12 protein-coding genes and 1 pseudogene are annotated in these 12,241 nt (G+C 37.8%); 7 read left to right on the forward strand and 6 right to left on the reverse strand.

Going from position 1 to position 12,241, the window contains the following annotated elements; genetic code table 11:
* Positions 1–163 precede the first annotated feature (163 nt).
* Positions 164–2,443, reverse strand: a complete 2,280-nt coding sequence (locus AACZ41_RS17540; protein WP_339629901.1) for an IPT/TIG domain-containing protein — start codon at positions 2,441–2,443, stop codon at positions 164–166.
* Between the two features lie 195 nt (positions 2,444–2,638).
* Between AACZ41_RS17540 and AACZ41_RS17545 the strand changes: the two genes are divergently transcribed.
* Complete coding sequence (locus tag AACZ41_RS17545; RefSeq protein WP_339629902.1) at positions 2,639–3,016, forward strand: GTPase; 378 nt, start codon at positions 2,639–2,641, stop codon at positions 3,014–3,016.
* On the opposite strand, the gene AACZ41_RS17550 is transcribed toward AACZ41_RS17545, so the two are convergent.
* The 3 genes from AACZ41_RS17550 to AACZ41_RS17560 form a co-directional block, all read right to left on the reverse strand.
* A complete protein-coding gene (locus AACZ41_RS17550; RefSeq protein ID WP_339629903.1) occupies positions 3,009–3,404 on the reverse strand; it encodes a DUF2975 domain-containing protein in 396 nt (131 codons plus the stop codon). The two genes, AACZ41_RS17545 and AACZ41_RS17550, sit on opposite strands and share 8 nt — an antisense overlap.
* Positions 3,405–3,646: 242 nt before the next feature.
* The gene (locus tag AACZ41_RS17555) at positions 3,647–5,128 is read right to left on the reverse strand and encodes a serine hydrolase (protein WP_339629911.1); all 1,482 of its coding nucleotides are present in this window, start codon (positions 5,126–5,128) and stop codon (positions 3,647–3,649) included.
* A 109-nt stretch (positions 5,129–5,237) separates the two neighbouring features.
* Positions 5,238–5,810: a helix-turn-helix domain-containing protein gene (locus tag AACZ41_RS17560; protein WP_339629904.1), complete on the reverse strand. Its 573-nt coding sequence runs from the start codon at positions 5,808–5,810 to the stop codon at positions 5,238–5,240.
* A 624-nt stretch (positions 5,811–6,434) separates the two neighbouring features.
* Here AACZ41_RS17560 and AACZ41_RS17565 point away from each other — a divergent pair.
* Together AACZ41_RS17565 and AACZ41_RS17570 are read left to right on the forward strand one after the other, a co-directional pair.
* The gene (locus AACZ41_RS17565; protein WP_339629905.1) at positions 6,435–6,818 is read left to right on the forward strand and encodes a GTPase; all 384 of its coding nucleotides are present in this window, start codon (positions 6,435–6,437) and stop codon (positions 6,816–6,818) included.
* Positions 6,819–7,215: 397 nt separating this feature from the next.
* Entirely contained in the window at positions 7,216–8,124 is a 909-nt protein-coding gene (locus tag AACZ41_RS17570; protein WP_339629906.1) for an NAD(P)-dependent oxidoreductase, read from the forward strand.
* A gap of 381 nt (positions 8,125–8,505) precedes the next feature.
* Here AACZ41_RS17570 and yihA read toward each other — a convergent pair whose 3' ends face one another.
* Both yihA and AACZ41_RS17580 read right to left on the reverse strand, forming a co-directional pair.
* Positions 8,506–9,123, reverse strand: a complete 618-nt coding sequence (gene yihA, locus AACZ41_RS17575) for a ribosome biogenesis GTP-binding protein YihA/YsxC (RefSeq protein ID WP_339629907.1) — start codon at positions 9,121–9,123, stop codon at positions 8,506–8,508.
* 12 nt (positions 9,124–9,135) lie between these two features.
* Positions 9,136–9,900, reverse strand: a complete 765-nt coding sequence (locus AACZ41_RS17580; RefSeq protein ID WP_339629908.1) for an alpha/beta hydrolase — start codon at positions 9,898–9,900, stop codon at positions 9,136–9,138.
* Positions 9,901–10,161: 261 nt separating this feature from the next.
* Between AACZ41_RS17580 and AACZ41_RS17585 the strand changes: the two genes are divergently transcribed.
* From AACZ41_RS17585 to AACZ41_RS17600, 4 genes and pseudogenes are all read left to right on the forward strand, one after another.
* Positions 10,162–10,635 carry a division/cell wall cluster transcriptional repressor MraZ gene (locus AACZ41_RS17585; RefSeq protein ID WP_339629909.1) on the forward strand — a complete coding sequence of 158 codons (474 nt, stop codon included), beginning with the start codon at positions 10,162–10,164 and terminating at the stop codon, positions 10,633–10,635.
* A complete protein-coding gene (rsmH, locus tag AACZ41_RS17590) occupies positions 10,625–11,521 on the forward strand; it encodes a 16S rRNA (cytosine(1402)-N(4))-methyltransferase RsmH (protein WP_339629910.1) in 897 nt (298 codons plus the stop codon). The genes AACZ41_RS17585 and rsmH overlap by 11 nt, the downstream gene beginning before the upstream one ends.
* A gap of 7 nt (positions 11,522–11,528) precedes the next feature.
* Positions 11,529–11,855, forward strand: coding sequence for an FtsL-like putative cell division protein (locus AACZ41_RS17595; RefSeq protein ID WP_339629912.1), 327 nt, complete (start codon positions 11,529–11,531; stop codon positions 11,853–11,855).
* Positions 11,856–12,241: pseudogene (locus AACZ41_RS17600) on the forward strand (penicillin-binding protein); the annotation flags it as partial.

A 12,241-nucleotide genomic window follows, 5' to 3' on the forward strand; every position in this document is an offset into this window, starting at 1 on the left:
AATTATTAAAGAAAAAACTTGTTTTTTGACACAGTACCTATGAGTAGTTGCGTGGGTTAGTACTTAACTTTGTAAGTACACACCAAGTTGGTAATTCCACAGGAATTTCCAAAGTAGGCGAGAACAAGCAATTACTTATAGCCATTGTTACCACACGTTATTTTTAAGGTATAAATTCAAACATGTCATATCTTTCAGCACTAATAGACCAAATTCCACCACCAATGTAACCTTTCCCGTTAATAGAGAATGAAAAATGTCCTGCTCTCACAATTGGTCCAATATCATCAACTTGAGTCCAATTATCTAATGTAGGGTCATATCTCCAACAGTCATTTCTGTTACTTCCGCCTGTAGGTGTTCCTCCAGTTACATACCCAAATCCATTAAGCTCAAATGAACCAGTATATCTTCTAGAATCATTAAAATCAGCAATCCTTATCCATTCATCAGTATTTGGATGATAAGACCAATAGTCAATCATTCCTGTATTTGTTGCTCCATTACCAACGTAAGCTATATCATTGATAGTGAATGTTGATGTTTCAGTTCTTAGAGAATAGTTTTGATAAGTAAAATCAGCAATTTGTGTCCAGCTATTTGTAGAGGGTGAATATTTATAAAAATCTCCATATTTTATGCTTGTATAGGGCTCAAAATCTGCCCCCATTCCAATGTATATATCATCGTTTATTGAAAAGTGGGTCGGATAATCTCGTCTTGCTCCCGGATAGGCAGTTAGTTGATTCCATTGTTCGGTTATTGGGTCGAACTGCCAAAAACCATTATCACTCTCTGCATCATAAATAAATATTTTATTACCGTTTGAAACTGAAACGGCGCTCCATTTCATTGTAAAAGGAATATTTGATTGCTCCCAGCTAAAATCTTCTGGGTTAAATTTCCATAAATAATAAGTTGGTGTTCCACTAAATTCATCAGCCGAAGGTGCAATTACAAAAGCTTCATTATTAGCTACAACAGCATTATTTATACCCCTGTAAAATCTAAATGGTAAACTATTAGAAACCATAATCCATTTATCTAAAATATTAAGTTCAATTTCGTATTCTACAATTAAGTCTAACAGTTGAATTTTTACAATAGCTTTTCTTCTAGGAAAAGGGCCTAGAGGTATTTTAGTATCAAGACTTTCTGTATTTCCAGTTGTAAGGTTTACCTCTATATCTTCTATAGTGATATTATTTCTGTCCAAAATAGGATGAAAATAGGCTCCTTGAATGGTAATATCTTGATTTACATAAACATTTTGAGGAACAAAATTTATTTCTGGTGGAATCAGTTGAAAGTTTTCATTGAAAACAACTTCTTGAAGTTGAGCGACCACCTTTATTGGTTCTGAACTACTTTCTAAATCATCTGGAACGGTTACTACTAAAGTGTTTTTATCAGCATATGTGATTGTTGCTTCAATATTTCCAAAATAGACTTTGTTTCTGGATATTTCAAAATCAAAATTATTTCCTGTTATGGTTACTTCATCTCTAAATGTAGCATTTAAGGGCGAGATAGAATTTATTTCTGGCGTAGATAATTGAAACGAAGTGTTATATGTTACATCTTGTAATTGCGCATTTAACTTAATTAATTCAGTAGGGTTTTCAATATTTTCAGGTACTATGATGTTTATATTTTCTCTATTTGATTCAATTACTGTTGATTGAATATTTCCAAAAAGCACTTTATTTCTCGAATTAACAATATCAAAATGATTTCCATTAATTGATAAAGTATCTCCAATTACGCCAACTATCGGGTTAATAGTTTCTATTGTTGGTTCGAATAATGTAAAAGAGGAATAAGAATCTGCTCTATTGTCTATTTTCACCCTAACATCATTAATCACATTGTTAATATTCGCAGGTACTTTACATTTAATAATTGTGTCATTTAATGAAATAATTTGTCCATTTATGTTAGAAAAATCTACAAGCGTTTGATAATTATCATCTTTAAAATATTTTCCATATATCTCTAAAGTATCGGCTATATGACCAAAATCATTTGAAATAGAGTTTATTTCAGGCGCAACACTACCGTCGGAAATAAAACTCTTAACGCCTCCATAAAATGATTCACCAGAAGATTTTGCAAATGCTTTGTAGAAATATTTTATATTTTCTTCAATTCCATTAGCAAGAAAATATTCTATCTCATTGTTTGAACCTAATTCCGAGTTGAGTACAATTCTATTGTTGAACAGACTATCTAATGAATATTCAAATCCTATTTCTGAAATATTATTCCCATTGGAATCGTAGCTTCCTGAAAGGGTAACCCCTCCGTTAATTCCTACTGTTGCGTTAATCGTAAGTACTTCAGGTTTTATAATCTGAGGTTCATTTTCTTCGTCATTTGAACTACAGGAAATAAGGATGCTTAATAAGACTAAAATTGTAAATAGATATTTGTATTTGTTCATAGTTTTGTTTTAATGTGTGGTAACGTACGTATAAATGTACCATGGTATGTTTATTTCTCAATTTAGCACGAAAAACGTACCACCTAAGTTACCACTTAAGAATAAACCTACAATTTGTAGTCCAGCTATACTTACGGGTTTCCGTAAAATGCCACAAATTTTGTATGATTGGTTTGTTTTTACGACAAAAAGACCATGCCAAAGAAAATCCTCTTTATTTATAATGCCAATAGCGATACCGGTAGTAAACTATTCGATTTCGCCCATAAAATAATAAGCCCCGCAACGTACGACTGCGCACTCTGTAGTTTAACCTTCGGTAGCTTTACCGAGAACAAGCAGTGGAAAGTTTTTAGAGAAAGCCTATTAGCCAAAGGCTTCGAACTTGAATTCTTACATAAAGACGAATTTCAAAAAAGCTATAAAAGCAAGTTTGGGCATGCATTTACCTATCCTATAATACTCGTAGAAACAGCGCATGATTTAGAAGTGTTGGTCACGACAGAGAAATTGAATGGCTTTGAAACGGTGGAGGAGTTGGTTGCTGCGGTTCAGGGTTTGGTCTTCAGTTAGCAGGTTTATTTTCAGCTTTCATAGCGATGACATGCTGTACGATCATTTCGAATACATTCGCAGTGGCTGCGATTACAATAGAAGCAAAGACCCCTAAAGCATAAATAGCAAGAAAACCCGCAGGATCGTCATCTAGATGGTGGAATAATTTGATATATGCCCCTGCCATGACGATCAAAATGCTGAGTACGATTGCATAATATTTTATACGCTTTAATATTTTAATAGCGCTTGATGAGAATACCCTATGCTGCCCGATGTAACTGAGCAACTTGAACGCTTTGTAGAGGATAATAAAAAAAGCGATCGATGCAACGTATACATACAAAATGAACGGGTCAGAGTAAATACTGAACACATCTAAATTTGTGGCTCGACCTTCGGTCAATGGAGTCCAAATCAAAAAAGTAAGTGCCACAATACCAATAAGCACGATGACCGCCTGAAGAAATACTATTGAAATTCTTTTCATCATGATCTTTCGAAATGTAGATGATGTCTAAATTTTTAATGAAGGTATAACTTTATCCTAAAGAGCGAATGAACATGCCCGGCATTTTAATGTTTCGTTGTTATGTCTCAGTATTCAGTAGGCAGTTTCAGTATGAAGTGTCAGCGAGCAGTTTGTTTTTAATTTGCTGTTTCAATTTCGATTATTTCTTTGCCTTGCGCACCCAAGTAATGCGCTATTATTTTCTCGTACACTTTATACCCATCATCTACATTGGTAAAGATGAGCAATCCTTTTTTTGTTTTCGGAAATATAAAAACGATGGTTTGTACACCTTTGTCCGCTCCGCCGTGTGATAATGCATAATCTCCATTTTTAAAATCATAGATTTCAAATCCGAGTCCGAAATGTTTTCCATTTTTGGTGGCCACTTGGTGCGTAACCATATCGTCGAAAACCTTTTTAGAAAGTGCACCACCATTCATTACACTTACTAAAAAATTACCATAATCTTCAATAGTTGTCATTAAATCATCTGCAGCATTTGGCGTTTTTTGTTTTAGGATTTCATAGCTTTTTCCTTTAGCATCATACCCAATGGCAAAACGTGATTCGTCTAGCGTATCGCTCCATGTAAAGTGCGTATCGCTCATGTTCAAAGGCCCGAAGATGAGTTCATTGGCCAATTGGTCTAAAGAGGTATTGAATTTATGTTCCAAGGCTTTTCGCAAATATTCAAGGCCTTCACCCGAATATTGATATTGGGTGCCGGGCTCAAATTGAAAATTTAATTTGTTCGATGTATTTAAATACCTCCAATTGGGAAATCCTGATTGATGACTTAAAATATGTCGTGTCGTAAGTTTTTTGCTTCGTGGGTCGGCTGCAACGTCTGGGTCGGTAAAATAGGTGTAAACGGGCTCATCTAAGTCCCACTTTCCTGCACTTACTAATTTTAAGGTAACCATTGCGGTTACCGGTTTTGTTAATGATGCTACATTAAAAATGGTATTATAAGGTGCGGTAACACCACTTTTAAGTTCACCAAAAACTTTTATGTGTTTAAGGTTGCCATTTTCAATTATGCCAAGGCCTAGGGTGGGTACGTTGTTTTCATTTAGCCATGCTTCAATTTCTGTGTCATTTTCAAAAATCGAATTTTCTGTGGATTGCATTTCGTAGGCTTCATGACCATAACTTAAAGAAGTTCCTAATTTCCATTGGTCATTTTCTAGCACCCATACATTTGAAAACTTTGCAATACCGGGTTGGCTTTCTTTGCTTTCGTAAAATAAATGTTCACCATTATGAATGGCGCCATATAAAACCCCATTTTTATACAGTGGAAAAATTTCTGTTTTCTCTTTAACTAAATACCGTTTTACCTGACGCGTTTCGGGGCTTTTACATAATCCGTTTTTTAGGTCGTAAAGAAATTTGGCTTTGTCGGAGATTCCGTCCTTATCGTGATAAAATTTCAAATTTTCACTTAACAGGTGCTCAAATTGTGCAATGTCACACTGATTAAAGCCTACATTGAATAGTAAGCTGTCTTTGGATAGGATGGTGTTGTATAGTTCTGAATTTTTGCCAAGTTGTGCAATGCTTTTTGCGCTAAAAATGATAGAGATAGTAAGGTAAAGGATGATTTTTTTGGACATCATGAATTTCGTTTTGTGGTGAATGATTGTTTTTGAACAAAGGTTAAAAACTCATTTTCATTTCGCTGAAAAACGACTCGACAATACCCCGACAATATCCCGACAGTTTTTATATCATACTGAAATTCAGATGGTAATACAGTTTTTTGTTCCTGTCTATTTCTATAGCATTGCGTAGAATTATAAATACGTTGGATGATACAATCAGAATAATAAGGATCATGGTAAACTCATTTCCGAGTTTTAAAAAGATACCGAGCATAAAAACTATAGGTGCTATAATGGTCCAAAGTATTTGTAATGAAATAAGCTGTTTGGTAAACCTGTTTTTTTGTTTTAGGGTGAGCATTAAAACAAAGGGAACGATGATATTTAAAGGAGGAATGATTATAAATGGAATTGAAGAAAGGTTTATCAATTTTAGCAAAGAATAGTTGATTAAAGCCACCTCTTTGGTTTCTTCTTTGCCAGGTGAAATTTCCGGTTGTTCTTGCTTAGGCACTTTTTGTAGCAATTCATTTTCCTCTATTTCCAATGCCTGTGCTAAAACTCGGCGTGTATAGCCTTTGGGTTCTTTTCCTGTTTCAATTCGTTGTATGGTTCGTGCTGAAATACCCGATTTTTTTGATAGCTCTTCTTGAGTTAAATTTTGTTGTTCTCTGAACGCTTTTAATCTGGACATTTTTCTTTTTTATGAATTACCACCATGGGCTTTTTAATGAACCGTAGCGTGTAAAAAGGGACTACATTTCGATGTGGTCACAGCACCAATTTTTTATAGTTCGATTTAACCGCTACATCTGATAGCCAAATTTACAATTTTACCGTTATTTTTATTTTAATCGTCTCATAGTAATTTGGGAGACTAAGGGCATTAGTTCCATTCGGCATTTACCATTAAGAAATCTTGTTAACAATTTTCGGTATGCCACGGTACTATCAACATACGATGGGGCAATTGCCGTGCTGCTTCCTCAGCGCTTGGGTAATGAACTCCATTAGTTCTCTTGAGAGCCTAATGTAATAGGGGAGTTCTAGAAATTCTTCTCCGATTATTAACCAACTTCCGATTTAGGTAACCAAAACAATATGATTCCTATATAAAATGTAGCATGGTAAAAAAAACCGCTAGTATCGTATGGGTTCTACTTGCCAGCACGTGTATTTCTATGAGTAGCATGTTACGTCACTACCTGTAGGATGCCACTAAAGAAAGAGCCTACGACTTGCAGTTCGACTAAAGGTAGAGAACTCATATTTTGATAATAACCCTGTATAGATTGGGTATTTTTACGACTAAAAGGGAATGTCAAAGAAAATCCTCTTTATTTATAATGCCAATAGCGATACCGGCAGCAAAATGCTTGATTTTGCCCATAAAATTATGAGTCCCGCAACCTATAATTGTGCACTCTGCTCGTTAACCTTCGGTGCGTTTATCGAGAAAAAGAAATGGAAAACGTTCCGCAAAACCTTGTTGGCCAAAGGCTATATACTTTCCTTTCTACATAAAGACGAATTTCAAAAGAGTTACAAAAGCAAGTTTGGTCATGCGTTTACCTATCCTATTATATTGGTGGAAACCGAGTATGATCTAGAGGTGTTGTTATCTACAGAGCGGTTGAACGCTATGGAGGCAGTGGAGGATTTGGTTGGGGAAATCCATGGACTGGTGCGCGGTATGCACTAGGAGGTATAGAATACAAAGGGTAAGCTTATGAGCAAGCAGTGTGTGGAAATAGGGTGTATGTTTAAGTCAGGCTGTATTGTGGTATTTTTAGGTAGCACTAAACTGGTTGTCTAAGTTACTTGTTCGGCCCATAGGCGACGACCAATGTACGCGAAGTGGTAAAGCGGTCTTGCAGTGACCTGAACATAATTGAAAATGGTATTAGGTCTAAAGCGCTAGTACCTGGTATCATCTAAATAAATTATCTTAGAAGGCTAAATTCATCTGGGCTATGGATGTAGTATGCCAATCTTCAATGGAACAAAGCAAAAACAAGGACCATGCCATTGAGCGGCCATGTGCAGTGCCGATCCTAAGCCTTTAAAACAAGTACAAATAAATTTATACAAGTGTATCTATGAAGAAACAACGTCTATGTTTTACAGGAGGATCGGGAAAAGCGGGAAAACATGTAATTTCCTACCTCTTGGCGCAAGGGCATAAAGTTATGAACGTAGATCTGGCCCCGTTAGATTTGCCGGGTGTAGACAATCTGATAGCGGATATTACAGATGCCGGACAAATGTTCAATGCCTTGAGCTCGTATACCGGGTTAGATGAATTGGAACTAGGTAATGGGGTGCCAAAATTTGATGCCGTGGTGCATTTTGCCGCTGTACCTAGGATCTTGATCAATCCAGATAATGAAACATTTAGGGTGAACACCATGGGTACCTATAATGTCATTGAGGCGGCGGTTAAGCTAGGAATAAAAAAGATTATTATCGCGTCATCTGAAACCACCTATGGCGTCTGTTTTTCAGACGGGAAAACCGACCCCCATACCTTACCATTAGAGGAAGATTATGATGTGGACCCCATGGATAGTTACGGCTTGTCCAAGGTTGTAAATGAAAAAACGGCACGGACCTTTCAACGGCGGTCCGGTTTTGATATATATGCCCTTAGGATCGGTAATGTAATCGAACCCCATGAGTATGCAACGCTGTTTCCCTATTTTTTTAAACATCCCGAGGTACGGCGTAGAAACGCCTTTTGTTATATTGATGCCCGCGACCTGGGGCAGATCGTAGATTTGTGCTTACAAAAAGACGGGCTCGGTTATCAGGTGTTCAATGCTGGAAACGATCACAATGGTGCCGTTATCCCCAGTAAAGAACTTGCGGAAAAATTCTTCCCTAATGTACCAATTACACGCGAACTAGGGGAGCATGAGGCCTTGTTTTCAAATCGGAAAATCCGTGAAGTCCTAGGGTTCAAAGAACAGCATAACTGGCGCAAATACTTGGAATGGGACCCGTCTTAAAGGTGATAACCGGTTTAGGGCCAAATATTACCAAAAAACTAATTGCAGTCTGTAAGGTGGTCGTGTGTAAAATAAGGGCTATATGATAGAGGGCCTATCGGATATGGTGTGCGTTCATGGACAATCCTGAATGTTCCCTAAAGTTTAAGGAAATGCCGTTAGGACACATTTCATGGCAATTGATTTTCTTTCACTTATATTATATGCAACCAAGGGAGCATATTGGGTGCTGGCTTTAGGAACTTGTATTCCCGTGTCTATTTTATACTGTGCTAAGGATGGTGGTGACTAATTGTAAATACCCTATAAGTTGTAGGCCATAGGCCCAATAAAGCATCCTTTACTTCTGAATATTAAGCTCTTACACCATAGCACCGACAACTATTTCTTGGTTGCCTCGAAAAATTTCGCGTTGATGTCGTCTATGAAGTTCAACAGCTCGTCGCGGCCGCTGCGGTGGCTGGCACTGGTGACGAAATGTTGCGGTGCTTCTTCCCACATATCGGCGGTAAGCGTATCTAAATAGGTTTTAACATCGCGTTCTATCGCCTTAGGTTTAAGCTTATCGGCCTTGGTGAAAATAATGGCAAAGGGTATACCGTTTTCACCCATCCACTGCATAAACTCCATATCTATAGGTTGTGGCTCGTGGCGTATATCTACCAGTACAAAAGAACAGACCAGTTGTTCGCGTTGTAGAAAGTAATTGGTAATGTATTTCTGAAAGGTTTTTTTATCGCGTTTAGAGACACGTGCGTACCCATACCCCGGTAAATCGACCAAGAACCAATTTTCATTGATCTTAAAGTGGTTGATAAGCTGGGTCTTTCCAGGTCTACCCGATGTTTTTGCCAAGCTTTTACGCTCGGTCAACATATTGATCAAAGAAGACTTACCTACATTAGAGCGACCGATAAAGGCATACTCGGGTATAGGCTCATTAGGGCATCGGGCAACATCGGAGTTGCTAATTACAAAGTCGGCCGACTTTATTTTCATCCGTAGAAAATTTTAATATTTATTTTTCTCTAACCAAGCATCAAGAATGGCGTTGAATTCGTGTGGGTGCTCCATCATAGGAGCGTGCCCGCATTTATCCATCCAAAATAAATCTGAATTAGGCAGCAGTTCATCAAAAAGTTCTGCCACATCTGGCGGAGTTACACTATCGTTCTTTCCCCATATAATACAGGTAGGCGTTTTCATTTTTGGTAGGTCTTGCGCCATATTATGACGTATGGCACTTTTAGCGATCGCCAAGGTCTTCACCAATTTTATACGATCATTAACCGTTGCGAAAACTTCGTCAACGATCTCTTTGGTAGCGATTTTCGGGTCGTAAAAAACATCTTGTGCCTTCTTCTTAATGAACTCATAATCACCACGCTTTGGGTAGCCATCACCCATGGCACTTTCGTAAAGTCCAGAACTACCGGTAATGACCAAGGCCTTTACTTTTGCCGGATACATTTTGGTGTATAGCAGACCTATATGGCCGCCCAGCGAGTTGCCTAAAAGAATAACATCGTCCAATTCTTTATGCTCAATAAATTTTTTGAGGTATTTGGCGAAATTCTTCACCGTTGTTTTGAGCATCGGCATTGAATACAAGGGCAATTCAGGAATGAGCACCTTATAGCCTTTTGGAGGAAAATGGGTCGTTACACCCTCAAAATTACTAAGTCCACCCATAAGACCGTGAAGAATTATAATGGGTTTGCCTTCACCTACTTCAATGTAATTAAACGTACCGTCGTTGATCAAATCGTTTTCCATGTACTCTGCGCATCATATTTGCCCAAATATAGGTAATTACCTAGAATAGCAAACAACTCTTTTAATTAGGCGGGTCTGCAAATCTTCTATGATTTCCTTTTTTCTGATTTTATGGGTCGAGTGTGAAAATTAAGTTCAAAAGAAGACTCAGGTGTTAAAAGGTGTTCAAAAGTGGGGTAATTTATTAACAAAGTGGATTTTAGTGGTAAAATGTGGTAATAATATTTATATATTTGAGTTATATAAATAAAACCGACCAATTTGGACATTTATTTCTTTGGGACATTTAATTGCAAGGCAGACGCTAAAGGGCGTATTATGCTGCCTATTGCCTTGCGTAATCAAGTGGCTCCGATACTGAAAGACGGTTTTTTTATTAAAAAATCATATCTGAGCGAATGTTTAGAGCTATACCCGGCTTACGAGTGGCACAGAGTAATGGCAGAATTGAACGAAAAGAGCAGGTTCGATGAAGAGAACTTACAGTTTATAAGAATGTATACGGCAGGCCTACGACAAGTAGAGGTAGATGCCACCGGTAGATTATTGATACCGAAAGATATTATTTCATTGGCGGGCATTTCTAAAGAAGTGGTTATTGCGCCAATAGGGAAGCGTTTAGAGATTTGGGACAAGAAGGCATATGATGAATCTATCAGTGCAACGAAAGAGGAAAAAGTGAAGTTGGCCAAGCGCGTAATGTTGGGTGAAAAATCTGAAGGAGATGTATCATAACCCTGTATTGCTGAAAGAATCGGTAGATGGCTTGGACATCAAAGAGAATGGAGTTTATGTAGATGTGACATTTGGCGGTGGCGGTCACTCTAAAGAAATATTGAAACGATTGGGTGCAGGCGGCAAATTGTTCGCTTTTGATCAAGATGAAGATGCGCAGGCAAATACCTTAGGTGACCCGCGATTTACGCTAATAGCGGAAAATTTTAGGTACATCACCCAGTTTTTAAAGTTCTATGGCATTCGGAAAGTAGATGGGATCTTGGCAGATTTCGGAGTTTCATCGCATCAGTTCGATCAGGCCGAAAGAGGGTTTTCTACCCGTTTCGATGCAGATTTGGATATGCGAATGAGCAAGCGTAATACGCTTTCTGCTTATGAGGTGGTGAACAAATACACGTATGACGATTTACGTAAAGTGTTGTTCGAGTATGGTGATATTAGAAACGCCAACGCCATGGCGAAAGTACTGGTAGCAAGTAGGGAAGTTGAGGAAATAAAAACGACCGACGCTTTAAAACAAGCGTTAAAGCAGTTTTTGCCAGAGCATAAGCAACATAAGATTTTGGCGCAGATCTATCAGGCGATCCGTATCGAAGTGAATCAAGAGATCGAAGTGATCAAGGAGTTTTTAGAGCAGGTGCCAGATTTATTGAATCCGAAAGGGCGATTGAGTGTGATTAGTTATCACTCTTTAGAAGATAGATTGGTAAAACGATATATACGAGCCGGACAGTTTGAAGGTGAGCCGGAGAAAGACTTTTATGGAAACATAGAAGTACCCTTAAAAAAGGTTGGCGGATTGATAGTTCCGTCTCGAGAAGAAATAAAATTGAATAACAGGGCACGTAGTGCCAAACTGAGAATAGCAGAACGTAATGACTAAAAATAAAGTGAAAACTGGGGTCTTAGACCTGTTGAAAGGCAAATTTTTGGTGAGCGGAGACTCGCCCAAGAATTGGCTGTTCATCATTTTCATTTCATTTTTGGCAACGGTAATGATCAGTAGCTCGCATAGTGCAGATCAGAAAGTTCACCAAATCGCTTTATTGAACGAAGAAGTGAAAGAGCTTCGAAACGAGTTCGTAGACATGCGGTCAGATGTTCAGCAGTTGAAACTAGAATCGAACATAACGGGTAAGATATCTGAGAAAGGACTTTTTCCTTCAGAAACACCGCCGCAGAAAATTAGGGTCAAATCTTTAAATGGGAAGGAATAAATGGCCGCAACGGATAAAAGTATACTTAAACGACTCTATATTGTAGCAGTATTTCTTGTGCTGTTCGCCGGTGCCGTGCTTTTTAAGTTGGTGTCCATACAACTTGTAGATGGCGAAAAATACAAAGCTTTAGCAGAAACACGTACCTCTCATATTTTTACGATCGAACCTAATAGGGGTAACCTATATTCAGACGATGGTAGTCTTTTGGCAACATCGGTTTCTAAATACACGATTCGTTTTGATGCCGTTACGGTAAATGATATTGATTTTAAGCAAAATATAAAGCCATTGTCAGATGCCTTGGCGAACCAATTCGGTAATACATCTTCTCATTACCAACAAATTCTTAGAAAAGCCAAGGAGAATAAAAATAGGTACGCACT

This window comes from uncultured Maribacter sp. (genome assembly GCF_963974015.1).
Classification (GTDB): Bacteria; Bacteroidota; Bacteroidia; order Flavobacteriales; family Flavobacteriaceae; genus Maribacter.